Source organism: Bradyrhizobium sp. USDA 4452 (assembly GCF_054063575.1).
Genome location: NZ_JBSSGK010000002.1, coordinates 67,457 through 88,146, shown reverse-complemented (window position 1 = coordinate 88,146; position 20,690 = coordinate 67,457). Strand labels below are relative to the sequence as shown.

General features: G+C 62.3%; 35 protein-coding genes. All 35 read right to left on the bottom strand.

The window, feature by feature from the left end; genetic code table 11:
- Positions 1-4 precede the first annotated feature (4 nt).
- The 35 genes from ACVISU_RS41790 to ssb all read right to left on the bottom strand — a co-directional run bounded on the left by ACVISU_RS41790 (position 5) and on the right by ssb (position 20,633).
- Positions 5-442, bottom strand: coding sequence for a DUF6884 domain-containing protein (locus ACVISU_RS41790; protein ID WP_028340210.1), 438 nt, complete (start codon positions 440-442; stop codon positions 5-7).
- A gap of 28 nt (positions 443-470) precedes the next feature.
- A complete protein-coding gene (locus tag ACVISU_RS41785) occupies positions 471-728 on the bottom strand; it encodes a hypothetical protein (RefSeq protein ID WP_028340209.1) in 258 nt (85 codons plus the stop codon).
- Entirely contained in the window at positions 728-982 is a 255-nt protein-coding gene (locus ACVISU_RS41780; RefSeq protein WP_028340208.1) for a hypothetical protein, read from the bottom strand. Before ACVISU_RS41780 ends, ACVISU_RS41785 begins: the two co-directional genes overlap by 1 nt.
- An 8-nt stretch (positions 983-990) precedes the next feature.
- Positions 991-1,479, bottom strand: a complete 489-nt coding sequence (locus tag ACVISU_RS41775; protein WP_456711022.1) for a tyrosine-type recombinase/integrase — start codon at positions 1,477-1,479, stop codon at positions 991-993.
- Positions 1,370-2,383: a tyrosine-type recombinase/integrase gene (locus tag ACVISU_RS41770; RefSeq protein WP_456711021.1), complete on the bottom strand. Its 1,014-nt coding sequence runs from the start codon at positions 2,381-2,383 to the stop codon at positions 1,370-1,372. The genes ACVISU_RS41775 and ACVISU_RS41770 overlap by 110 nt, the downstream gene beginning before the upstream one ends.
- A gap of 400 nt (positions 2,384-2,783) precedes the next feature.
- Positions 2,784-3,011 carry a helix-turn-helix transcriptional regulator gene (locus ACVISU_RS41765; protein ID WP_035631640.1) on the bottom strand — a complete coding sequence of 76 codons (228 nt, stop codon included), beginning with the start codon at positions 3,009-3,011 and terminating at the stop codon, positions 2,784-2,786.
- Positions 3,008-3,331 carry a hypothetical protein gene (locus ACVISU_RS41760; RefSeq protein ID WP_172647836.1) on the bottom strand — a complete coding sequence of 108 codons (324 nt, stop codon included), beginning with the start codon at positions 3,329-3,331 and terminating at the stop codon, positions 3,008-3,010. Before ACVISU_RS41760 ends, ACVISU_RS41765 begins: the two co-directional genes overlap by 4 nt.
- Positions 3,328-4,410, bottom strand: coding sequence for an FAD-dependent thymidylate synthase (locus ACVISU_RS41755; RefSeq protein WP_194483229.1), 1,083 nt, complete (start codon positions 4,408-4,410; stop codon positions 3,328-3,330). Before ACVISU_RS41755 ends, ACVISU_RS41760 begins: the two co-directional genes overlap by 4 nt.
- 6 nt (positions 4,411-4,416) lie before the next feature.
- A complete protein-coding gene (locus tag ACVISU_RS41750; protein WP_172647837.1) occupies positions 4,417-4,596 on the bottom strand; it encodes a hypothetical protein in 180 nt (59 codons plus the stop codon).
- Positions 4,593-4,757 (bottom strand): hypothetical protein, encoded by a 165-nt coding sequence (locus ACVISU_RS41745; protein ID WP_172647838.1) that lies wholly within the window; start codon positions 4,755-4,757, stop codon positions 4,593-4,595. The genes ACVISU_RS41750 and ACVISU_RS41745 overlap by 4 nt, the downstream gene beginning before the upstream one ends.
- On the bottom strand, positions 4,754-5,251 hold the full coding sequence (locus ACVISU_RS41740) for a hypothetical protein (protein ID WP_172647839.1): 498 nt from the start codon (positions 5,249-5,251) through the stop codon (positions 4,754-4,756). Before ACVISU_RS41740 ends, ACVISU_RS41745 begins: the two co-directional genes overlap by 4 nt.
- Positions 5,252-5,323: 72 nt before the next feature.
- Positions 5,324-6,211, bottom strand: coding sequence for a TAXI family TRAP transporter solute-binding subunit (locus tag ACVISU_RS41735; protein WP_194483228.1), 888 nt, complete (start codon positions 6,209-6,211; stop codon positions 5,324-5,326).
- Positions 6,212-6,400: 189 nt separating this feature from the next.
- A complete protein-coding gene (locus ACVISU_RS41730) occupies positions 6,401-6,790 on the bottom strand; it encodes a hypothetical protein (RefSeq protein ID WP_028340932.1) in 390 nt (129 codons plus the stop codon).
- A gap of 64 nt (positions 6,791-6,854) precedes the next feature.
- Entirely contained in the window at positions 6,855-7,238 is a 384-nt protein-coding gene (locus ACVISU_RS41725) for a nucleoside triphosphate pyrophosphohydrolase family protein (protein WP_209944945.1), read from the bottom strand.
- On the bottom strand, positions 7,235-7,564 hold the full coding sequence (locus tag ACVISU_RS41720) for a DUF6197 family protein (RefSeq protein ID WP_172647841.1): 330 nt from the start codon (positions 7,562-7,564) through the stop codon (positions 7,235-7,237). The genes ACVISU_RS41725 and ACVISU_RS41720 overlap by 4 nt, the downstream gene beginning before the upstream one ends.
- 180 nt (positions 7,565-7,744) lie before the next feature.
- On the bottom strand, positions 7,745-11,173 hold the full coding sequence (locus ACVISU_RS41715) for an adenosylcobalamin-dependent ribonucleoside-diphosphate reductase (protein ID WP_194483227.1): 3,429 nt from the start codon (positions 11,171-11,173) through the stop codon (positions 7,745-7,747).
- A 29-nt stretch (positions 11,174-11,202) separates the two neighbouring features.
- On the bottom strand, positions 11,203-11,532 hold the full coding sequence (locus ACVISU_RS41710) for a hypothetical protein (protein ID WP_194483226.1): 330 nt from the start codon (positions 11,530-11,532) through the stop codon (positions 11,203-11,205).
- Positions 11,533-11,730: 198 nt separating this feature from the next.
- Positions 11,731-12,234, bottom strand: coding sequence for a hypothetical protein (locus ACVISU_RS41705; RefSeq protein WP_194483225.1), 504 nt, complete (start codon positions 12,232-12,234; stop codon positions 11,731-11,733).
- Positions 12,235-12,265: 31 nt separating this feature from the next.
- Positions 12,266-12,496 (bottom strand): hypothetical protein, encoded by a 231-nt coding sequence (locus ACVISU_RS41700; protein WP_194483224.1) that lies wholly within the window; start codon positions 12,494-12,496, stop codon positions 12,266-12,268.
- On the bottom strand, positions 12,496-12,936 hold the full coding sequence (locus ACVISU_RS41695; protein ID WP_194483223.1) for a hypothetical protein: 441 nt from the start codon (positions 12,934-12,936) through the stop codon (positions 12,496-12,498). Before ACVISU_RS41695 ends, ACVISU_RS41700 begins: the two co-directional genes overlap by 1 nt.
- Positions 12,933-13,262, bottom strand: a complete 330-nt coding sequence (locus tag ACVISU_RS41690; RefSeq protein ID WP_172647845.1) for a hypothetical protein — start codon at positions 13,260-13,262, stop codon at positions 12,933-12,935. Before ACVISU_RS41690 ends, ACVISU_RS41695 begins: the two co-directional genes overlap by 4 nt.
- The gene (locus tag ACVISU_RS41685) at positions 13,259-13,519 is read right to left on the bottom strand and encodes a hypothetical protein (protein WP_194483222.1); all 261 of its coding nucleotides are present in this window, start codon (positions 13,517-13,519) and stop codon (positions 13,259-13,261) included. Before ACVISU_RS41685 ends, ACVISU_RS41690 begins: the two co-directional genes overlap by 4 nt.
- A complete protein-coding gene (locus tag ACVISU_RS41680) occupies positions 13,509-13,658 on the bottom strand; it encodes a hypothetical protein (RefSeq protein ID WP_194483221.1) in 150 nt (49 codons plus the stop codon). Before ACVISU_RS41680 ends, ACVISU_RS41685 begins: the two co-directional genes overlap by 11 nt.
- Positions 13,655-14,095 (bottom strand): hypothetical protein, encoded by a 441-nt coding sequence (locus ACVISU_RS41675; RefSeq protein WP_194483220.1) that lies wholly within the window; start codon positions 14,093-14,095, stop codon positions 13,655-13,657. Before ACVISU_RS41675 ends, ACVISU_RS41680 begins: the two co-directional genes overlap by 4 nt.
- Positions 14,095-14,499 (bottom strand): hypothetical protein, encoded by a 405-nt coding sequence (locus ACVISU_RS41670; RefSeq protein WP_456711020.1) that lies wholly within the window; start codon positions 14,497-14,499, stop codon positions 14,095-14,097. The genes ACVISU_RS41675 and ACVISU_RS41670 overlap by 1 nt, the downstream gene beginning before the upstream one ends.
- An 87-nt stretch (positions 14,500-14,586) precedes the next feature.
- A complete protein-coding gene (locus ACVISU_RS41665; protein ID WP_194483218.1) occupies positions 14,587-14,784 on the bottom strand; it encodes a hypothetical protein in 198 nt (65 codons plus the stop codon).
- 7 nt (positions 14,785-14,791) lie between these two features.
- Positions 14,792-15,052: a hypothetical protein gene (locus tag ACVISU_RS41660; RefSeq protein ID WP_194483217.1), complete on the bottom strand. Its 261-nt coding sequence runs from the start codon at positions 15,050-15,052 to the stop codon at positions 14,792-14,794.
- Positions 15,042-15,764 carry a hypothetical protein gene (locus tag ACVISU_RS41655; RefSeq protein WP_194483216.1) on the bottom strand — a complete coding sequence of 241 codons (723 nt, stop codon included), beginning with the start codon at positions 15,762-15,764 and terminating at the stop codon, positions 15,042-15,044. The genes ACVISU_RS41660 and ACVISU_RS41655 overlap by 11 nt, the downstream gene beginning before the upstream one ends.
- A 15-nt stretch (positions 15,765-15,779) precedes the next feature.
- Complete coding sequence (locus ACVISU_RS41650) at positions 15,780-16,736, bottom strand: YqaJ viral recombinase family protein (protein ID WP_194483215.1); 957 nt, start codon at positions 16,734-16,736, stop codon at positions 15,780-15,782.
- A 14-nt stretch (positions 16,737-16,750) separates the two neighbouring features.
- The gene (gene dnaQ, locus ACVISU_RS41645) at positions 16,751-17,428 is read right to left on the bottom strand and encodes a DNA polymerase III subunit epsilon (protein WP_194483214.1); all 678 of its coding nucleotides are present in this window, start codon (positions 17,426-17,428) and stop codon (positions 16,751-16,753) included.
- A 226-nt stretch (positions 17,429-17,654) separates the two neighbouring features.
- Positions 17,655-18,602 (bottom strand): radical SAM protein, encoded by a 948-nt coding sequence (locus ACVISU_RS41640; RefSeq protein ID WP_194483213.1) that lies wholly within the window; start codon positions 18,600-18,602, stop codon positions 17,655-17,657.
- Positions 18,599-19,186 (bottom strand): hypothetical protein, encoded by a 588-nt coding sequence (locus tag ACVISU_RS41635; protein ID WP_172647852.1) that lies wholly within the window; start codon positions 19,184-19,186, stop codon positions 18,599-18,601. Before ACVISU_RS41635 ends, ACVISU_RS41640 begins: the two co-directional genes overlap by 4 nt.
- On the bottom strand, positions 19,164-19,514 hold the full coding sequence (locus tag ACVISU_RS41630) for a hypothetical protein (protein WP_028340917.1): 351 nt from the start codon (positions 19,512-19,514) through the stop codon (positions 19,164-19,166). Before ACVISU_RS41630 ends, ACVISU_RS41635 begins: the two co-directional genes overlap by 23 nt.
- Positions 19,514-19,909: a hypothetical protein gene (locus ACVISU_RS41625; protein WP_028340916.1), complete on the bottom strand. Its 396-nt coding sequence runs from the start codon at positions 19,907-19,909 to the stop codon at positions 19,514-19,516. The genes ACVISU_RS41630 and ACVISU_RS41625 overlap by 1 nt, the downstream gene beginning before the upstream one ends.
- Positions 19,910-20,024: 115 nt before the next feature.
- A complete protein-coding gene (gene ssb, locus ACVISU_RS41620; RefSeq protein ID WP_028340915.1) occupies positions 20,025-20,633 on the bottom strand; it encodes a single-stranded DNA-binding protein in 609 nt (202 codons plus the stop codon).
- Positions 20,634-20,690: the final 57 nt, after the last annotated feature.

Genomic DNA, 20,690 nt, shown 5'->3' with positions numbered 1-20,690 from the left:
CGTATTACCCTCCAAGCTCATTCTTCATCCAGCTCAGCTGCTGGCCCATCATCAGTCCCTCCATCGGGACTCTGACCCGATCGAAGCGTTGCCCCAGCGTCTCAATCAGGAATCGCCGGTAGCTTTCGCCGGCCAGGACATATGCCCACTGGCCACGAAGATCCCATTCGACGATTTGCTCAATCACACGCTGCGACCAATTGTAGCGATCCTCAACGCTCGATCCGTTCAAGGTCCGCTCGTACGGGGCGATCAGCTTGCTTGGCTCGATGATCCCGTACTCCGCCGACAGGATGAACCAGCGCTCCGAGTTTCGCCGCGCCCACTCCCTCGCCATGCGAAACCACGGCGAGATGTAGAGGTATTCGGCTAACTCCGGCGTTGCGGACTTCGTCTTGACGCAGGACACAAAGGTCACCCGCGTCGCCATCTTCTCGCCCATCGCATCTCTCTTTCCCAACGCTTCGACCTCAGGTCGGGTCGGCCTGGGCCGATTCCGCGGATTCAGGCCCAACGCTTCCCGAGCAGTCACCAAAGGGGTTTGGCAGCTTCAGCATCGAGTTCTGGAAGCTCGCGAGAGCCTCCTTCGCCGCCCTGGGAGCCGCCGCTCCCAGTTGCGTTACGACCCGTTCCAGCGAGTGCCAGTCGCCGATCACGGGCTGCTCCATCAATGCGTTCGCCTTGGCGTGCAGGTCAGCATTGCCGCGCTTGGTCGCTTTGCTGGACATCAGCGGAACTCCTTGCAGGCGTCGCCGCTGCGGAACGTCCCGGACGGGCAGGCCATGCCGGGGATGTACGGGTAGGCGCGAGGCGTGTCCTTGTGGAGTGCTTCGCATTTATCGCCCTTGCCGACATATCCGGTGGGGCATGTGCCTTCCCGATGGATGCGCTGGCGGCCATCCCGTGTCGGCGTGGGGTAGGGGCTCTCAGCCAGCGCCGGGGAGGCAATAATGGCCAGAGCGATGATCAGTGCGGTCTTCATGTCATTTCCTATGTCGGGCCGTCGCCAATGATCTGACGCAGCTCCTGGGCGAGAATGGTCACGACCTGCCGCTTCTCCTTCAGCATGTCGTATTTGTCGTAGACCTCGGTCACGTCACCGTTGACGTGGTCCAGCATCGCCTTCACGTCCTCGCGCGGCGCACCGGCCCGGCGAGCAAGTGTCGCCGCGGTTCGTCGCAGGTCATGGGCTGTGAAGTGCTTGAGGCCGAGGAACTCGCGGAGTCCTATGCGGTCCTCCGTCTTGTCTCCGTTCTTCTTTCCATTTTTCTTTCCATTCAGGGCTTGCGATATCGACGAGCGAGCGATCGGCGTCTTGCCGGTCGCGTCGTACTTCGATGGGAACAGGACCACCTGATCCTCGATCGGCTCAGGCGGATTGTTGTGACCGATCCGGCCACGCTCGGGTGTGGTCGCCTCGATGACGATGCTGGATGCCAGGTCCGAGAGCGGAACGATGACAGCGCGGTCCTTCTTCACGCGCCCTGGAGGCATCTCGTAGACAGCGTTGGCCGTTCCAAGATTGCTGACCTCGGCGGTCTCGGCACACCGCTGACTGGTAGGGTCGAACCATGGTGGCCAGAATGAACCGGGTCGCCAACATCACGCTGCGCTCAACCGGCGCATCCGGCCGTTCGAGACCCCACCACAGCGTCCTGATCTCGTCGTCCGACAGCACCCGGTCGCGCTTCTTCTCCTTGCCGCCGCGGCGCTCGAGTCCGGCGAGCGGGTTGGACGGCACGTATTTCCGGCCCGGCTGCATCGCCCACTTGAACGTCTTGTGGAGAATCGACTGGGTCCGGTTGGCGCTGACCGGCGCCTCCTCGGCGATTTCGTCGAGCAGGTCGGCGATGTCGTCGTCGGTAATGGACGCCGCTGGCTGGCTGCTCCAGGCCGACCGCGGCCGGCGCAGGTAGCCGATGTCGTTCTTCCAGGACTTCTTGTTCGGAATCGACGTCAGGAGGATCGGCCACTTCCCGGTCTCCTGGAAGATCCGCACCGCGTCCTTTCCGCACTGGCCGCCGATCACGTATTCGGCGATGTACAGATTGGCCAGGCCGTCGAAGGACAACGCCTCTTCCCGGGATATGCGCTTCCGCTCCTGGCGCACCTTGCGCCTGGGGTCCTCGTCATCGGCCATCGTCTTACGATGATCGGCGACCTTCGCGTGGGCCTTGGATAGAGAGACGTCGGGGTAGCGACCGAGCGAGAGGCGCACCGGCTTCGACAGCAGAGGGGACCAATAGAGAAAGAGCCACGACTTGGAACCGGACTTGGAGACGCGCAGCTGGAGGCCCTTGCAGCCGTCGTCGCTGACCGAGATCCGATCCTGATCTGGCGGGCATTTGAGGCCTGCGATATACTTGTCCGTGAGCTTTGGCACCCTAGTCCTCCGACTTCAAAATCCCCGGTTTTGCCTAACCCAAGGGTTAGGAAAGCGTGGTACTTGGTGATATCTATTAGCATTCATGCAAACGGTCAAGGGAAAAAGATCAATGACTTAGGCGTTTATCTACATTCCATGATGCAAATGATTTGAATGCAAGCAAGTCTGGGAGACTAGGGGTCGGAGGTTCAAATCCTCTCGCTCCGACCAAAATAACCAAGTAAAAACAGATACTTGGCGAAATGGTCGAAAACCCAAAAACTCCCAAAATCCTCTCTGGGTTAGGCATGGGTTAGGAAATCAAAAACACACGGTGAGATCAAGTGACATTGGTCGCCCGTGCCGATGTCCTTCCCCAAAAGAAAATCGCCAGCACTGAGGCTGGCGATTGTCCGTCTCAAGCGACCTTCCGGTCCAGTTCGCGCTGCCACTCGACAACCTCGTCGAGGTACCAGGCGACGCGCCCCGATGCGATCGGGCGAGGCTTCGGGAAGTTGCCTTCCTCCACCTGGCGCAGCAGCGTCGATCTGCTGAAGGGCACCTTGGCCAGCACCTGCTTCATGGTGATCATCTGGCGCAGTTCGTTGTCCTGCTTCACAGGCTCAGGGGCGTCGGTGTCCGTCATTTCTTCTTTCCAAATACAGTTTCGATGGTGGGCTCGTTGGCGTTGGATCGCTCAGGAGCGGTCCAGCGTCTCATTGGGTTCTTGGCTCCCTTGACCCTGAAGTCCTGCTCCTGCCGCGCACGGTTGAGCTGGGTGACCATCACCTTGAAGCCGGCGAGGCAGGCCTGGTCCGGATCGCGGAAGGTCTTCGGCTGGCCGTGCTGGTCGTGGACCCACATGGGTGGCTTGCCGGGGATGCCGAAGGTCCCGAAGAAGAGACCATCGACCTGACCGTGACCGACAGCCGTCGAGTAGTAGGAGGTGGCGAGCTTCGTTTTCATGCCACCTCGGCGAAGACTGACCGCTCCAGCATCTTCCGGTTCTGAACCCAGCCACGGAGGTTGCCGTGCAGCTCGGGCTGCTTCCAGTGGTCATGCCTCGGCCGGATGTCGCTCCAGACGTCGCCCTTCACGAACACGTCCGGCGTGGCCTGGTGCTCAGCCGGCGAGGCGTGGAGCGGGCGCGATCCGACCAGGCGATCGTACAGGTCGAGGTCCGCATAGACGCTGGGCTTCTTCCCGTCGTGTGTCAGGTACGACGTGCGGGCGCAGCGAGCGACAGAGATCTTGATCAGCTCCTCGATCGAGCGTTCACCCATGAAGGTGCCCACATACTGGCTGTTCATCGTCGCCATGTGGCGTGCCTCGTAGGGGAGCGGCTGGATGCAGTGCCGGTCGCTCTCCGTGATGAAGGGCAGATGCCATTCACCAGGCTTGAGCTGCGTCGGGACGCTGCCTTCGAATGCACCCTTGATCGCCTTGGCGAGAGCTTCGATTTCCGGCTGGGCGTCCTTGTGGTCCCGCAGCTCGAAGAAGTTGTCCCATTCGGTCGCAGTGATCAGCACGTTGATGTGGGCGAACGGCTCCAGGAGTCGGTTGACGACCTGCTTGTGGTAGCCGGCATCGTCGTAGGCGCGGGCGAATGCGATGGCGTAGTCGCGGGCTTCCAACCACATCTGCTGCGGGCTCAGCAGCGAACCCTTGCGGACGTTGTCGTTGGCGAAGGGGTGCGGGATGTAGTCGGCGAACGGATGCGTGATCGGCGCGTCGTTCTCCTGATCGGCCTGCATGCCCTTCTGGTTCTTGCCCCAGTGGATCGGCATGGCCGTATCGTTGAGGATGTCGTCGATCAGGCGCTTGACCGGGATGGCCCGGGAACTCGAAGCGTTGCGGCTCAGGTTGCGGTCGTACATCACGCCGTCCGGGATCGTGAGGATCTCCATCAGGTCCGGGGTGGACGTGAGCACACGATGCGTCAGCTCTTCGGCGTGGATGAAGCGCGGATATCTGGCGAGAACCGTCTTCAGCTCGATGCCGGCCGGCGAGATGCTGTGCAGGATTTTGGTCGCGGAGATGGTCATAGAGGGTCAGTTTTCCGTTCGGTTGGCGATGAGGCGTTCAGCCTCTTCCTTCGAGTCGTAGGGGCCGATGGCGTCCCAGCAGCCTTCGGGCTCCAGTTCGAGGATCCACCAGCCGGACAGCTCCTCACCGACCTCCTCGGGCGGGAGGAACTTGACCTCGGTCTGGTTCATGGTTGCGTTGGTCAACGGAACAGCTCCTTGGCTTTCTGGATTTTGCTGTCGAGGCACAGCGAGACGTGCCCGGACGAGACGCGGGCCTGGCAGTTGTCCAGCGGTCGACCGCTGAGGATCAAAGCGAGGGTGAGGCCGATGCCGACGCCGACCAGGAGGGTGAGGACATCCTTCATGCGCTCACCGCCTTCATCTGTTCGCCCGGGACCAGCTCCAGGAGCCACTTGACCCGAGACTGCAGCCGCTTGATTTCCGCGCGCTGCTCCCGGTTCTCGGTCAGCTGTGTGTTGTTGTGCTGGAGCAGCTCGGTGACTCGAGCCGAGTGCTCTTCCTTCGCCTCCAGCGAGGCCACGAGACTGTCGAGCAGGAATGGCATGGTGCGGATGAAGCCGACGAGGGCCTTGGCGCGATCGGCCGCGGTTGGGGAATGCCCGGTGAATGCGTAGACGATGCCGCCTTCACCCAGGACCATGTTCATCTCCGTCTTCTCTTCCATCTCCGGGAAGGCGACGCGGGTCCGTGCCAGTGTCACCTCGTAGTCGGCGAGGTGCTCTTCGTCGGTCTGCTTGGGCGTGATGGCCCAGATCGGGTCCTGGACCTGTGCGAGCAGTCGTCTCGCGTCGGCCACGTAGGCAAGCATCTGTTCTTTGGTCACGGTGGTGTCGGTCACGTCCTGCTCCTGAAAATCCAAATCGAAAAAAGCGGCCGCCCGGGTGAGGGCGACCGCCTGTAGTCCGTGCCGTTACTTCGGCTGGACGAGCTTCGCGATGTCGGGCTTGGCGTTGGCGAAGCCCTGCAGCACCTTCTCGAACTCCGAGCTGTGAGCTGCGATCCAGTCACGGTTGGCGACGAACACGGCATCGACCTGGATGGTGTTGACAGCCTTCGAGCCGAACACGCCGGAGGGCTGGATGCCTCGGTAGGTGCCGGCCGGGATCTCACCGTAGGTGTAGACCTGCTGGCCGCGAGCATCCTTCGCGCCGTTCGCCATGTCGCGGTCATCGGTGCCGACGAGCACGATGCTGTCCGCATACTGCGGCGCCTCGTTCTTGAGGAACGGAGCGTTGAGTGCGGTGATGATCAGCGCGCACTGAGCTTCCGAGCCGTCCGAGACCATGCTGAGCGCGAGGGTGCCGGTCGCATCGGTGGTGCGGACCTTGCCGTAGCGCTTCTTGTCGGCCATGACGAACGCGGCCCAGGTGGTGTTGGCGCCGGAGCCTTCGGGGCCGACCGCGACCGTGTAGGTCTCGTTCAGATCGACCATGCGGGCCGAGGAGTAGGCTTTCCGGTTGCAGATCAGGTTCGCCTGCTCCTGATAGAGCACACCAGCACGCTGCAGGGCCGAGATCGCCTTGGCATTCCTGCTCGAATAGACGAGCAGGGCGTCGGACTGCACGAATGCACCGTCGCACTCGCCGGCCGTGACCTTGTCGAGGTTGTCCAGCGATCCCTTGCTCTCGATGACCTCGATGCCCGAGGCGTGGCGCTTCAGGTGCTGACCAGCAGCGTAGTAGTTCAGCTTGGCGTTGCCGGTGCAGAGACGGAACTTCGTCGCGTCAGCGGCCTGGGCGGTGGTGACTGCCGACAGACCGAGGGTCGCAGCAGCGAGCAACAAAAACAGCTTCTTCATCTCTTCTCCTTTTGCGAGCCCCACCACGGGGCCCGCTCTCCAAAATCGAGACGTTTGCTTTTGAACAAACGTCAGGGCATCAAAAGAACCAGCGGCGGATCGGATAACCGCGGGCGATCTTCACGGCGACGGTGACCACAAAGAAGAGGCCGAATGCGCCGAGGGCGTGGTTGAGGAGGAGCGCTACGATCATGCGCTGACCGGGTTGGGCAACCCCGTCTCCGGATTGTAGGCCTGGTCCGGACGGCGGCTCAGGCGGGTGAGGTCTTCTCCATTCATCGCCAGTCTCTTCATCTCCTGGATGAGGAAGGTGACGCCGACGCCGATGTTCGGGAAATCACCGCCGTAGCTGCGGAAGCCGCTCCAGTTCTCAGGATAGATCTGCGGCGGCTCGTCGAAGGCGGTGGCATCGTGGTTGCGGCGATCGAACACCGCGTCCAGCTGGCCGACGCCGGCCTGGAACAGCTCACCATTCGAGACGTCCACGCGCTCGTTGGCCGGTCCCCACATTTCGTTCTGCCGCGCCAGCTCGTTCACGATGAAGTCGAGGGCGGCCTTTTCTGCTGCGATTGCGTCCAAGTCAGTTAGCTCCCGTTTGCATTGCTTATTTGCATTCAAGCGAACGAATCGTCAAGAGGAAAACTCAACGATCGTCGCCATCTCCTTGCAGTGTGCCGCGATCGACACGCCCGCGCAGTTCCATGATGTTGGCGAGCGCGATATCACCGAGGCTCATGCCCATGCCGTGGGCGAGCGCAGCGAGATACCACAGGTTACCGCCCATCTCCTTGACGATGTCCTGCTTGCGCTTGGGGGTGAGGACGCCGCCGTCGTCCCGGAAGATCTTCTTGACCTTGTTCTGGACCTCGCCGGCCTCGCCGAGGCCCAGCGCCGGGTACCAGAGCTTCATGTCGTCGCCGTACTTGATCGTCCTGATGGACTGTTCCTGGTAGAGGTCGAAGCCACGGATCAGCTCTTCGGCTCTGATCGGCGCCTTCGTGTCGATATCGGTATTCACGATGCTCACGTCTGCTCCTTGAATCGTAGTTCGTCGGCGAGGTCTTGGAACATCCGGACGACGTCTCGCTGGTTGCGACCCGACTGATCGTTCCAGTCGAACGGATGCTTGTGGAGCTGATCCTTGATCAGCTTGACGAAGCGCGCATACGCGCCCCGGTCTTCCTTGCCAGCTGCTCGGCGGATCGCGCCCTCGATGTCGAACGCGCGTGCCTCCTGGCTGAACACGGGGCAGGGCTTACCTTGCCGGTCCCGTGCGCAAGTCTTCTGCGTCCACCGTCCGGGCTTCGAGAAAAGCAACAGGCACCGCTCCGCAATTTCGAGTTCGGTGTGCATTGCGTTTGCTGAACTCCCATTCAAATGACGCAATCCGATTGATGTCGCGGCGACCGAGCCTCATGAGGTCGAACGCCATGGGGACTCTCGACGGGAGGACGACGAAATCAGGCGGCGTGTAGACCGCCTGATCCGTTTCCTTGTCGATGATCCAGAGGCGCTTGTGCCTCTTGGCGACTTTTAGCTGCACCCGGTGGTCTCGCCACACGCCTCGCACTTCAAACAGGTGCCGTTCCGCACCATGGTGAAGCTGTTGCAGTTGCCGCACTCGTCCCCGGTGAAGCCGGACATCTTGGCGACGGCACGCTTGTCGGGAGCCGCGTCAGCGATTTCCTTCTCCTCCGCAGCCGGAGCGGTGATCACGACGTTGTTGATCACCGTGACAGGCTTATCGACGCCAGTGCCCATGGCCGTGTGGTTGCTCTCCTCGGGGGAGACGTGGGCCAGGTCATCGCGACCGAGGTAGTTGATCGCGATGTCCCGGAAGACGAAGTCGACGATCGACGTCACCTGCCGGATGCGGTCGTGCTCCTGGACGAACCCGGAGGGCTCGAACCTGAAGAACGTGAAGGCGTCGACGAACTCGTCGAGCGGCACGCCGTACTGCAAGCCGAGGCTCACAGCGATGGCGAAGGCGTTCATCATCGACCGGAAGGACGCACCCTCCTTGTGCATGTCGATGAAGATTTCACCCAGCCGACCGTCCGGATATTCGCCGGTCCGTAGGTAGACCTTGTGGCCACCCACGATTGCCTTCTGCGTGTAGCCGCCGCGCTTCGACGGGAGTTTCTCCCGCTTGCGCACCAGCTTCTCGACCACCTGGACCAGCGTCTTCGGCGCCTCGGCCGGCTCGTCACCGGTCGGTTCGTCGTCGACGAGGGCAGAGCTGAGCGGCTGCGACAGCTTCGAACCATCGCGGTAGATCGCGTTGGCCTTCAGCCCGAGCTTCCAGGACATCCGGTATGCCTTTGCCACGTCCTCGACGGTCGCGGTGTTCGGCATGTTGATTGTCTTGGAGATCGCACCCGAGATGAATGGCTGCACAGCTGCCATCATCAGGATGTGACCCTCGGTCGCGATGAACCGCTTGCCCAGCTTGCCACACGGATTCGCACAGTCGAAGATCTGGTAGTGCTCCGGCTTGAGACCGGGGGCGCCTTCCAGCGTCATCGTTCCGCACACTTCCGTGTTGGCCTTTTCCAGCTCAGCGTCGGTGAACCCGAGATCCTTCCACTTTGTGAGGAAGCGGATGTCGAACGTCGACTTGACCTGGGCCTCCGGGATGATGATCGACGCAGCCCGCAGGGCTAGGTCGAACTTCGACGGCAGCACGCCCGTGCCGATGGCGTACTTCGAGATCGCGTCGATCTGCGTCTCGGTGTAGCCGAGCTTGCGGAGCGCAGCCGGGACCTGCTGGTTGATGATCTTGAAGTAGCCGCCGCCGGCCAGCTTCTTGAACTTCACCAGCGCGAAGTCCGGCTCGATGCCCGTGGTATCGCAATCCATCAGCAGGCCGATCGTGCCGGTCGGGGCGACGACGGTCGTCTGAGCATTGCGGTAGCCGTAGAGCATGCCGAGATCGAGCGCGTCCGCCCAGATCGCCGTGGCCTTGCCGGCCATTTCGGTCTGGGGCAGAGCGTTCCAGTCCAGCCGAGGCGGACAGATGCTGAGGCCATCGAACTGTGTCGAGCCAGCCTCAGCCGCGGCGTAATGGTTGGACATCACACGCAGCATCGCGTCCCGGTTCTCCGCGAACTTGACGAACGGACCCAGCTCCCGCGCCATCTCGGCGGAGGTGCGGTAAGCCACGCCCGTCATGATCGCAGAGATGGCGCCAGCCATCGCCCGACCTTCGCGGGAGTCGTACGGCAGACCCATTGCCATCAGCAGGCCGCCGAGGTTGGCGAAGCCGAGGCCTGTGGTCCGGTACTCGTAGGAGAGCAGAGCGATTTCCTTGGAGGGGAACTGCGCCATCGTCACCGAGATTTCCAGAACGATCTGGATCAGGCGACAGACGTGGATGAAGGCATCAACGTCGAACTCCCACGGGCCACCTTGCTTCAGGACGTTCTTGCCGTAGAACTTCAGCAGGTTCGCCGAGGCCAGGTTGCAGGCCGTGTCGTCCAGGAACATGTACTCCGAGCACGGGTTGGAGGCGCGGATGCGACCGCCAGCCGGGCAGGTGTGCCAGTCGTTCATGGTCGTGTTGAAGTGCAGGCCGGGGTCGGCCGACTCCCACGCGGCGCGGCAGATCTGATCCCACAGATCGCGAGCAGGGACCGACTTGACGGTCTCGCCCGTGGTCCGCGACTTCAGATGCCACATGTGACCGCTGTCGACCGCCTTGAGGAAGGCGTCCGTCACCGACACGGTGTTGTTCGAGTTCTGGCCCGACACCGTCTCGTAAGCCGGCGACTGCCAGTCGACATCGAACTCCGGGAAGTCGAACGGCTCGCCCATCTCAGCGAGCTGGAGAACGCGCTGGATGTAGCTGTCCGGCAGGAACGCCGCACGAGCCGCACGGATCGCGCTCTTCACGCTCGGGGTCTCACGGCTCTCGCCGTCGCCCCAGGCCTCGTAGATGGCCATCAGGTGCTTCTTGGCAGCCTTGGAGCCTGCCACGAGCGCCGCGACCTTCTTCTCCTCCTCGACCTTCCAGCCGATGTACTCCTCGATATCCGGGTGATCGACATCGACGACGACCATCTTGGCCGCGCGCCGCGTCGTGCCGCCCGACTTGATCGCGCCGGCAGCCCGGTCACCGATCTTGAGGAAGGACATCATGCCAGACGACTGGCCGCCACCGGACAGCTTCTCGCCCTTGCCACGCAGGTTCGAGAAGTTGGAGCCCGTGCCGGAGCCGTACTTGAACAGGCGGGCCTCGCGGGTCCACAGGTCCATGATGCCGCCGTTGCCGACCAGGTCATCCTGGATCGACTGGATGAAGCAGGCGTGCGGCTGCGGGCGCTCGTAGGCGTTCTCCGAGAGAACGGCGCCGTAGCCCTGGTGGGACATGTCATGAGCCCACAGCTCGTTGACGTACCAGTGACCCTGCGCCGGACCGTCGATGCCGTACGCCCAGTTGAGGCCCGTGTTGAACCATTGCGGCGAGTTGGGCGCGAACATCTGCTGAGCCAGCATGAACCGCAGCTCGTCGTAGAACGCGAGAGCGTTGGCTTCGGCATCGCGCAGCTTGAAGGCGTCGCCCTTCTTGGTGCCTTCGGGAGCGAAGTAGCCGCTCTTCCAGCCCCAATAGGTCCAGCAGCCGGCGAGGCGATCGAACACCTGCTTGGCCGAGGTCTCGGAGCCCAGGTGGGCCGACCGGGTATCGGGATCACCGTTGCTGGCGTAGGGCACGGAGCGCTGCAGCCAGACCGGGACCATGTCTTCATGGACCTTGCTGACCTGGTCGGGCACGCCGGCCTTGCGGAAGTACTTCTGGGCGAGCACGTCGATGGCAACCGGAGACCAGTGGTCCGGCACCTCGATGTTCTCCATGCGGAAAACGATCGAGCCATCCGGGTTCTTGATCTCGCTGGTCGCCCGCTTGAACTTGATCTTGTCGTAGGGCGAGTTGACGCCGGCAGTGAAGAGTCTGTCGATTCTCATAAGTGACTGTTTTTCTCGTTGATGTTGACTCAGCCGCCGCGCTTCGCCGAGGCGTACGGGTAGCGCTTGGAGTTATCGATGCGGGTCTCGCGCTTGAGCGGCACGAACTTCACCGGCAGCTTGCCGATCTCGGAGAGGATCTTCTTGATGCGCTCGCCATCGCTCTTCGGATTGAGCACGCGCAGCTGATCGGTGAGGGAGTCGACGGCTGCGCTCTCCTCGCGGGTCAGGCGGCGCCGCGCATGGAGGGCCGTGTAGGAGTTCTCGTAGGTGTACTTCGGCTTCGGAGCAGGCTTCGGTCTGCTCAGGAAGTGAAAGGCCTTCATGAGGCCGGTCAGGATGTCGTTGGCTGCTTCCACTTGGTGCTCCATTTGCATTCAAACAAACGTCAGGGCAGAGAACGAATGCGGCGTCTGATCTGCTGTCGGGTGAAGTTGGAAACGTACGGGGTGCGCGGTGACGATGCGAAAGGCACCTGGGCCCACGATGTCCGGACTCGGAAGTGGACCACGTAGTGTCTTCTGTTCTGGTCGAGATAGAACTCGTCAATCTCGCCATTATCCATCAGCTGCTGCGCCTCCTTCTTGATCTCTCGAACGTGTGCCTTCATGCTTCCCTCTCTTCGGGAACGACCTTTTCGGCCACGCCCGTTTGGGCCGCTTCTCGCGAGGCATCTCCACATCGGGAGCAACCTTCGCCAGCATGCGGCGTCTGAACTCTTCGGTGTCCTTGGCAATGCGCTTTGTCCGCGCGATCTCCGTCACGTCGGAACCACGCTTCGAGGCCTTCGACCCAAAGGTCTTGGCGGCGTGACAGTCGACGTGTTTGGCGAAGATGTGCTCCACGTCGTTTGACGGGGGCACAGTGTCCTTCGCCTCTGGATCCCAGCAGCGCAGCTGCACTGCCGGGATATGATCGAACTCGGTGTCGACGAGCTTGCCCAGGCGTTCACCACAGGACGAGCATTTGCTGTCCTGCCGGATCACCACCTGGAGCTTCACCTTGTCTGGGATCGCTTTTCTAAAACCAGGCGGCGGTGCGAGAGGGAGGGGGGCGTCCATGCGCTTTTCGTATTTGCATTCATGCAAACAGTCAAGCGGCAGGACGACCTTTTTTCTCGTAGGCGGCGAGGCCGGCGTCGGTGAATTGCCCGTCCGCCGCAGCGAAACCCTTGCGGACCAGTGCGATCAGGCTGAGCCGTTCGAGCTTCGTGGCGGCCACGGACCCGATGTCCCAGCCACCTCGATCGCGCCAGTACTTCTGTGCAGGAACCCAGAGATCCATGAACTTCCGCTGTGCCTTCGACAACCGAGGTCTGGTCATCAGTCCCGCTCCGGGTCGACGTAGAAGCGCCACTCCAATCCCTCACGGTGCCACTGGCCGGCGCACACCGGGATGACCTTGTTCGCGGAGTTGAACTCGTTGTCGTTCGCGTGGTCCTCGTCGCCGATCAGCTCGCGCAGCTCCTGGGTGGGGATCAGCGTGCTTGTCCAGACCAGCTCGGTGTTGCCGACCTTGATCTTGGCAAAGTCCGTCAGCGAGTTCTCGATCTGCGAGATGGCGTGACGCAGGTCGGCCAGCTCGGAGAGGTACATGGCGGCGTTGGTTGGTCCGCCGCCGGGGTCGGTGCTGTCGAGACCAAAGCGGCCGATCTTGCCGTAGATCCGCAGGCAGCGGCCGATTACCTCAACGACTTCGCCGGACTCCTCAACGACTCTGGCGACCTTGCCGTCGACTGTGGTGGGTAGGTATCTCGGGTTCATGCGCTGATCTCGATCTTGAGCTTATCGTTGAGGATGGCGTCGACCTGTTCCTTGACGTGCGCTTTGACGCGAACGTTGACCTGGTCCTCGATCATCTTCTCGAGTTTTTTCCGGTTCCAGTGGCCCCAGACCACATGGCTGATAGCCCGGATCACGAAGTTCTCCACTTCGTCCGTGTTGCGGAAGCGCTGGGCGGTTACACCCGTCACTTCCTGCCGGACCAAGGCCTCGATGCCGTCGCGGCTGAGACCCAGCTCGTTGAACAGGATGTTTCGGACCGCCATGTGGATGGCGGCGTGGGACGGGCGGGATTCTGTCTCGCTCATTTCAGGCTCTTCATTTCGATCTTGAGGGTGGTGAGGTTATTGCCGACCAGGTAGGCAAGGATTCTCATGGCCTTGAAGTGCCAGACCCTGGTGCCGTCGGGCTTGACGATGTTGAGCCTGCCTCGCGGAAACCGAGGCGGAGCCTTCCAGCCCTTCGGCGTGGTGAGAAGGATGCCCGCTTCCTCGGCGGGCATTTTGTTGAGTGTGTAGAAGTTGATGTTCTCCACACACTGTCTGACGATGTCGTCAGCGTGCATATGGCACCTTGGTGATCTTGCCGGCGGCGATCCGTCTCTCCAGCATCTTGAAGGCAGCCTTCAGGGAAGGGGCGACGCAGCAGAAGGCGCCACCCCAGAACCCGGTCTCGCCGCAGATGATCGGGCGATAGAACTTCACGCTGCCACCACCTGTGGATAGAGCTTCGCCAGCTCCGTCTTGACGCGCTCGACGACGCGGCCGGAGAAGTTGTCCGGGTGCCGTGGATCGGTGATGATGCCGTCCTCGACCACGACGTCCTGGGCTTCCGTGTGCGGATTGTCAGCGTGCCACAGGCCGTAGAAGTTTCGGATGCCCCGGTGCGCGAACACCAGGCAGCCGGCATGATCCGGCGGCGGAGGACGGTACAGCACCGGACTGAGCGTGAAGGGGAACTTCCAGCTCCACGGATCGAGCCAGCGCCTCAGCGCGACCTCGTCCTTGCGGATGCGCTGGATCACGTCGGCGACGATGCCGTCTTCGTCCAGATACGATCCGAACCAGTCCACGGCCTGCGGCTTCTCGCCCTTGCCGATGCCACGGATCAGGTTGGACAGCTTGTTCATCAGGTTTGCCATTACGCGGCCTCCTCATTGCGCCGCTCTTCGTTGTCGTTCGCGGCCTTGTAATTCGATTGTGCCCTGGCTTCCTTGAGCAGCTCGTCCAGGTCGATGCCCGGGATGATGTGCGCCTGGATGGTCTCCAGCGCGGCGTCGAAGTAGGCCTTGAACTCCTCCTCGCCCATCGCATCGAACGCTGTGGAGGAGGGGATCATGATGATCTCGCCGGCCGTGGTCATGACCGGCCGCACCACGCCGTTGGACAGCAGCAGCGTGTCGTGCAGCGAGTCCTCGGTCGCGAACAGGTCTGTGTTGTGAGTCACTAGGCGGAGGATCACCCGGTACAGGCGATGCCTGGGACCGCTGCGCGGCTGGGCGAATTGCGCCCGCACCGGGACGTTTTCCGGGATCGCCTGGAACATCTCCACGTCGTACGCGGCATGCGGGATCAGGAGCCCGTCCACCTTGGCGGACGAGGATCCATTTGTTCTTGGACTTATTGCTCGCGCTCATTTGTCCTCCAGTTGGTACGTTGCCCAGTCCTGCAGCAGCTCCATCCAATCGCGCTGCTCGGTTGGCTTCCACCAGGGTGGCGTCTCTTCCATGCGCCCCTTGACCGTCTGATGGAGGTCGCGAGCCAGCTCCTCCGTCTCGTCATAAGTCAGCGCCTTGATCGCTCTCGCGATAGCGTCCAGCTTGTTGCTCATGTCACTCTCAGATCAGCGATCCCTGACGGGCGCGCTGGTTGGTGGATCTCGGCTTGGGTTGGGGTCTCGGCCTGTCGTCGCGCTGCAGCTGCTCGACCTTCACCCGGCAGGCTTCGACGAGCGTGTCGATCTGGTCCTGGGTGAGGCCGTAGTCCTCGCGGTGGGCCCGTTCGTCGGCCCACCACTGACGCAGCGAGGAGGCTGGACCCTCTGAGATCGAGATCCCCCAGAGGGCCAGCTCCACGTAGGCCGCAGCCTTATCCGGCATGGGCCGCGCGCTTCAGCTCCTGCGACTTGTCGCTGAGCTTACCCATGACGTAGGCCTCGCCGTTCGACGAGAGCTTCTTCATGTCTTCGATGAAGGCCTTGTCGGCGGCGATCTCCATCGCCTGCTTCGTGCGCTCGATGCCGGCGATCTTGTCGGCCCAGAACGTCACGATCTTCTGGCCCTCTTCCTTCGAGACCGAAGCCTCGCGAGCCGGGGGCTTGTCGTCGTTGGCAGCCGGCCGGCGCTCGTCACGCCGATCGTCGCGACGGTCGTTCGACCGGTTGTCTGGGTCCTGGTTGAAGTCGTCGGCTTCTTCGGACGAGTAGGCGTCGCCGTGCAGATCGGCCAGCTTCAGGATCACGCGATCCTTTGCCCGCTTCTCCGCCATGGCGTACGGATACGCCGCCATCTTGCCCTTGACCTTGTAGTTGCCGCCGACCTCGTTCTCCTTCGAGATCAACGCCTCGCCGATCGACCACTCGGTCTTTCCATTGGCCTCGCCCATGACGAGGATGACGGCTTCGTCACGCTCGGCACGCAGGATCTCGGGCTTGGTCCACTTGATGCCGATCGCGGCACCCAGGCGCTCGACGTCCTTATGCTTGACGACGGGCGTTCCCTGGACTTCCCAGATGGAGTCGCGATCGATGTCGACCTTGTGCTTGTCGAAGACGTCGTAGATCTTGTCGAGCTTCGGGTTCTTCCGTGCCATTGTTCTCTCCTGTGATTAAGCGGCTTCGGCCGCGGTGGTGGGTTTGTCGTTGCTGTTGGCGGCCTTGCGGGAACGGGTCGCCTTCGGCTTGGGCTCCGGCTGGGGACGACCAGCGTCCTTGTCGGCCTGAGCAACCGCTGCCTTGTCGATCTTCACGAGCATCTTGCCGTCGCTCGAATAGGAGATCGTCACGCCCTTGCCGCACGCTTCCTTGGCGTCCTGCGGCATCTTCTTCTTGATCGCCTTCTTCGCGGTCTCGTGCGCATCGACGGCGGACTTGGTCTCCACCATCTTCTGCGCGAGGTCGCACCACTCGTTGTCCTGGCTCATGTCGGCGACACGAACTTTCTCGAGCAGCGGGATCTCGATGGTGGGCGTCCCGGGCGTGCGGCCGGTCTGGACGCAATCCCAGAAGTCCTGCTCCGCCTGGAGCATCTTGGCCTGGTAGAAGATGTCGGCCTCGACCTCCATGACGACGTGCTGGGCGGCGCCGGTGATGATCGACAGGTACGAGAGCGGCAGGTCCATCACCATCATGTTGTGCTGGCACTGCGCGTAGTACTTGTCGTAGGCCTTCTGCTTGTCGAAGCCGAAGGGCATCATGAACTTGAACTCGACCATCGCGATGACGGGAGCCTCAATCGCCTTGCGAACGAGTCCGTCGAGGGTCGCGTGAGCCTTGTCCCAGTCCTTGTAGAAGACCTTGTCCTGCTCGTTGGTCACGGCCAGGTTCATCTGGAACTCGAACCAGTCAGCGTTCAGCTGCTCGGTCGTGTTGCCCATCTGGACCAGCAGGATCTCGGACATATCCTCCTGCTCTTGCTCGCCGCGCTTCTCGCGCCACAGTCGCTCAATGGCGCGCTGATCGCCGGACATGATGATCCGCGCGTCCGATCCGCCGAGGGATGTCATGCGGGCAGCGCGAGCCTCATCGCTCATGCCGAGGTGGCGGGTACGACGTAGAAACTGCATCTCACTTCTCCTGTTCAGCGGTATTCCCGCCAGATTGCTTTGTCGCCGAGGGTCTCGACGAAGGCCGCGTGCAAACGCCGCTCCTCGTCGGTCAGCCTGGACGGCAGAGGAACGGGCCGCTGGCGCGCAGCGGGTAGGTTGTCGATGGTCACTTCTTCCTGCTCGCCGAGCAGCGTGAGGCCGTACTGACGGCCACCCCGCAGTTCGACGTAGACTTCGCTCAGCAGCTCGGCGTCGAGGAGGGCGCCATGCAGCTTTCTCCTGCTGGTATCGATGTTGAAGGCCGAGCAGAGACCGTCGAGGGTGTGACGGCCACGCGGGCGCTTCGTCTTCGCCAGCTCCAGGGTGTCGACGATTTCATTCTGGAGCGGTGGCATGTCGAGCCGCTCCAGCTCGTCGTTGATCATCCCGAGATCGAAGGGAGCGTTGTGCGCCACCAGCCGGGCTTCGCCGATAAAGGCGAGGAACTGGTTGACGACCCGCTTGAACGTCGGCTTCGTCTTCAGGAACTCATTGCTGAGCCCGTGGACGGCGAACGCCTCCCGGTGAACCGGATGCGTGGGGTTGACGTACTTGTGGAACGTCTTCCCCGTTGGCAGCCAGTTGTTGATCTCGACGCAGCCGATTTCCACGATGCGGTCGACCTTGCGCTCGATGCCCGTGGTTTCGGTGTCGATGATGATCTCTCTCAAAGCGATCTCCGGGTGATCGGGTCGATCCCGTCGTCACGAAGTTGGGCGAACACCTGGTCTCGCAGCCGATCGGCGAGCGTCTGCGACGAGTCCAGGAGGGCTGAGATCGACAGCTCCCACCTGCTCGGGGGAGCCGACGATGAACGACGCCTCCAGCCGGCAGAGACATGCCTCGTGGACACGTCTCGCCGCCTGGAACCGGAGGTAGGCGTCGGTGACTTCCGGGCTACGCGGCATTGGTCGGCGCGTGGACGACTGGCAGGCCACGTCCGATGCTCGGGTGAGCGAGATCGGGGTGGTCCTGCATCCATTTCTGAACGAACCAGAGCTGACCGCAGCCGCCGCCGATCGTGTCCTGACCGGCCGGATCGAACACGCGGACGTCGTAGCCGCGCTCGACCAGCTTGAGGCTGAAGTCCGAGGCCAGCGAACGCTGATGCTCATTGGTCGCCGGCATGCCCTCTGACCGCTCGCAGACGACGCTGACGGTTGCGTTCCAGATCAGCGGATCGAACAGACCCCAGAGGCGCTCGGCGTCCTCGATCGAGGAGTTGCCGTCGTGGGCGCAGTAGTTGAAGAACGGGCTGCGACCGGTGACCTCGTGCCAGATCATGCCTTCGGTCGCGATCTGGAACAGGTTCAGCTTCTTCTTGAAGGGGACCAGCGCGTCACGCGCAGCGTCGGTCGACTCGTGGACCGAGAACTGCAGGCCGATTGTCGGGATCTCCATCGAGATCTCGCGCACCCACTCGTAGTTGATCATCGGCGCCGAGGTCGAGATCAGGAGCGCTGCATTCGGATACAGCTGGTATAGTTGACGGAGCGCCGGGACCAGGCCCTTCGGGTTCAGTAGCGGCTCGCCCATGGACATGAACATGACCTGCAGGCGCTTCATCTCGGACGCCTGGATGCCGGTCTGCTCGATCGAGTGCTCGACCTGGGCGATGATCTCGTCGGCGGTCAGCGACCGGACGAAGTTGTCGCCGGCACCGCAGAAGCGGCAGCCAACCGGGCAGCCCGACTGCGTGGAGCAGCAGATCACGGTGCGGGTGGCATAGTCCGGATACTTGTACAGCACCGACTCCGCGACAGCGGTGCCATTGTCGAACACGAACTTGGCGACGTTCTGTGCGGCGTCGTCGATCCGCTTAACGTTATCCCAGGCAGGTCTCACGAGGTGATTTCCTTGAAGCTGATGCCGTCCGATGGGACGATGCAGAGATCTCTCTTCAGGCCGGCCATGATGAAGCCGGTCGTGCGGGTTCGGATTTCGTAGACAGTCTGCCGGTCGTGGGATTTCCTCGTCGGGCAGTAGAGTTTGTGAACCAGCTCGGAGTCGCCTCCGCGAGCGAGTGCGATGGCGGCTTTGGTGAGCCGATCGGACAGACGAGCTGCGTTGCACCAGCGCATCCAGTCGAGGACACCGAGGGCACGGTCGGTGTCGTTTCGCTGAGGCGAGTACTTCGCCGCGCCATCGAAGGGCTTCATCGAGCTGAAGAGACGAATGCGTTCGATCTCGACCAGCTCGGCGCGGGACATGCCGATCATGTTCCAGCCGCCGGAGCGCTGGCCCGATGTCAGCCAGCGACGCTCCTGGTCAGGCGTCTTGTCGATGACCTCGACGGCCTCGACGAGCAGCTGCCAGATGACATCGCTGTGCCGCGTTTTCTCGCCCTTCAGGGCCCACGCCAGCTCGCCACCATGGGCGAGCCAGCTGAGCGCTTGGATGCGCGCCTCAAGCGGGGACGAGTTGGTCATTCGCCACCGCAGCGTTGCCGTACATCTGACGGCGTCGCGTTGCCCGGTACTCGTAGCAGCCGTAGTGGACCCGCTTCTGCGAGAGCAGGATCTGCCCCTCGCGGGCATCCTTGAGGATGCGGTCAGCGATGACGTTCAGCTGCGCGATGTTCATGCGCTCGACGGTGCGCAGGACATCGGTCTCCGGGATCTCAACCTGGCGGTCGATCTGCAGGTGGCCGGTCCAGTAGACGAGGATGTCGCCGGCAGCGGCCTGCTTCAGCCAGTCGTAATAGTCGGACAGCGCGCCCGGCGAGATGTCGAGAACTGTGGTTTCGGTGTCGGACATCACGCCCCCACCTTGTTCTGGACGAGGGACGTGTACATGCCGACGATGTAGACCATGTTGTCGATGACACCGCCGAGATGGTCGACCGCCTGACGGTTCTCTTCGCGCTCGATCGCGGCCAACTCTTCTTCGCTGATCACGTCGTCGTCTTCGAAGTCATCGTCATCGTCGAAGTTGTCGTCGAACGGGTCGTACGGCGGCTCGGCCGCGCCGGAGCCATCGTCGAAGTCGTCATCGTTCATCGCTTGGACGATCACGACGACCTCAGGCATGTCTTCGAGGCCGAGGCACGGACCATCGGGCGGGCAGTTGCAGTCGGCGATCTGGATGCCGCCGCGGGCGGCCAGGTCGTCAGCGAGGAAGGGGAGCACGGTGGTGAAGAACGGATCTCTCATATTACCTCGGTTTGCATTCAAGCAAATGGAATGACGCGAAAAGGGGCGCCCTGGCACGCACGAACCAAAACAGGGCGCCCCTCGATTTTCCCCGCTCAACGGGGAAGCTCAGCTCTTAGAACGGGATGTCATCATCCATGTTGTCGTTGCCGCGCGCCGGAGCGGAGGAGCGGCTGCTGTTGCCACCGCGGCTGCCGCCACGGTCGTCGTTGCGGCCACCGCGATCATCGTCACGGTTGCGGCTCGACGAGCCACGGTCGTCCCGACCACGATCATCGCGTCCGCGATCATCACGGCTCGACGAGCGGCCACCGCCGTCTCGGTCATTGCCGCGGTCGTCGTTGTCACGGTTGCCACCGCCGCCGTTGCCATCGCGCTCCCAGATCTTCTGGAATGCGTCGGACTGAGCGAACTGCGGGACCACGATCTCGGTCGAGTAGCGGTCGGCGCCGCTCTGGTCCTGCCACTTGCGGGTCTGGATCTTGCCTTCCAGATAGACCTGATCACCCTTCGCCAAGTTCTTGTCGATGAACTTGATGGTGTGCTCGTTGAAGACGACGACGTTGTGCCACTCCGTCTTCTCCTTCATCTCGCCGTCGCGCTTGTCCTTCCAGCGCTCCGACGTCGCGACGCTGAGGTTCGCGACCTCGTTGCCGTTCTGCATGCGGCGGATCTCGGGGTCCTTCCCGAGACGTCCCAGCAGGGTCACCTTGTTAACTGACATGTCGTCGTCTCCTTTTCTGCGTTTGCATTACCATTCCATTTGCATTCAAGCAAGTAG

Coding starts and splice junctions, on each gene's coding strand:
- ACVISU_RS41760 (WP_172647836.1), bottom strand. CDS start 3,331: ATGAAAACGAAGCTCGCCACCTCCTACTACTCGACGGCTGTCGGTCAC.
- ACVISU_RS41665 (WP_194483218.1), bottom strand. CDS start 14,784: ATGAGCAACAAGCTGGACGCTATCGCGAGAGCGATCAAGGCGCTGACT.
- ACVISU_RS41790 (WP_028340210.1), bottom strand. CDS start 442: ATGGGCGAGAAGATGGCGACGCGGGTGACCTTTGTGTCCTGCGTCAAG.
- ACVISU_RS41715 (WP_194483227.1), bottom strand. CDS start 11,173: ATGAGAATCGACAGACTCTTCACTGCCGGCGTCAACTCGCCCTACGAC.
- ACVISU_RS41785 (WP_028340209.1), bottom strand. CDS start 728: ATGTCCAGCAAAGCGACCAAGCGCGGCAATGCTGACCTGCACGCCAAG.
- ACVISU_RS41755 (WP_194483229.1), bottom strand. CDS start 4,410: ATGACCATCTCCGCGACCAAAATCCTGCACAGCATCTCGCCGGCCGGC.
- ACVISU_RS41720 (WP_172647841.1), bottom strand. CDS start 7,564: ATGCACACCGAACTCGAAATTGCGGAGCGGTGCCTGTTGCTTTTCTCG.
- ACVISU_RS41700 (WP_194483224.1), bottom strand. CDS start 12,496: ATGACCAGACCTCGGTTGTCGAAGGCACAGCGGAAGTTCATGGATCTC.
- ACVISU_RS41660 (WP_194483217.1), bottom strand. CDS start 15,052: ATGCCGGATAAGGCTGCGGCCTACGTGGAGCTGGCCCTCTGGGGGATC.
- ACVISU_RS41625 (WP_028340916.1), bottom strand. CDS start 19,909: ATGAGAGATCCGTTCTTCACCACCGTGCTCCCCTTCCTCGCTGACGAC.
- ACVISU_RS41655 (WP_194483216.1), bottom strand. CDS start 15,764: ATGGCACGGAAGAACCCGAAGCTCGACAAGATCTACGACGTCTTCGAC.
- ACVISU_RS41670 (WP_456711020.1), bottom strand. CDS start 14,499: ATGTTCCAGGCGATCCCGGAAAACGTCCCGGTGCGGGCGCAATTCGCC.
- ACVISU_RS41650 (WP_194483215.1), bottom strand. CDS start 16,736: ATGCAGTTTCTACGTCGTACCCGCCACCTCGGCATGAGCGATGAGGCT.
- ACVISU_RS41675 (WP_194483220.1), bottom strand. CDS start 14,095: ATGGCAAACCTGATGAACAAGCTGTCCAACCTGATCCGTGGCATCGGC.
- ACVISU_RS41635 (WP_172647852.1), bottom strand. CDS start 19,186: ATGACCAACTCGTCCCCGCTTGAGGCGCGCATCCAAGCGCTCAGCTGG.
- ACVISU_RS41780 (WP_028340208.1), bottom strand. CDS start 982: ATGAAGACCGCACTGATCATCGCTCTGGCCATTATTGCCTCCCCGGCG.
- ACVISU_RS41745 (WP_172647838.1), bottom strand. CDS start 4,757: ATGAAGGATGTCCTCACCCTCCTGGTCGGCGTCGGCATCGGCCTCACC.
- ACVISU_RS41685 (WP_194483222.1), bottom strand. CDS start 13,519: ATGCACGCTGACGACATCGTCAGACAGTGTGTGGAGAACATCAACTTC.
- ssb (WP_028340915.1), bottom strand. CDS start 20,633: ATGTCAGTTAACAAGGTGACCCTGCTGGGACGTCTCGGGAAGGACCCC.
- ACVISU_RS41705 (WP_194483225.1), bottom strand. CDS start 12,234: ATGGACGCCCCCCTCCCTCTCGCACCGCCGCCTGGTTTTAGAAAAGCG.
- ACVISU_RS41630 (WP_028340917.1), bottom strand. CDS start 19,514: ATGTCCGACACCGAAACCACAGTTCTCGACATCTCGCCGGGCGCGCTG.
- ACVISU_RS41695 (WP_194483223.1), bottom strand. CDS start 12,936: ATGAACCCGAGATACCTACCCACCACAGTCGACGGCAAGGTCGCCAGA.
- ACVISU_RS41690 (WP_172647845.1), bottom strand. CDS start 13,262: ATGAGCGAGACAGAATCCCGCCCGTCCCACGCCGCCATCCACATGGCG.
- ACVISU_RS41735 (WP_194483228.1), bottom strand. CDS start 6,211: ATGAAGAAGCTGTTTTTGTTGCTCGCTGCTGCGACCCTCGGTCTGTCG.
- ACVISU_RS41765 (WP_035631640.1), bottom strand. CDS start 3,011: ATGACGGACACCGACGCCCCTGAGCCTGTGAAGCAGGACAACGAACTG.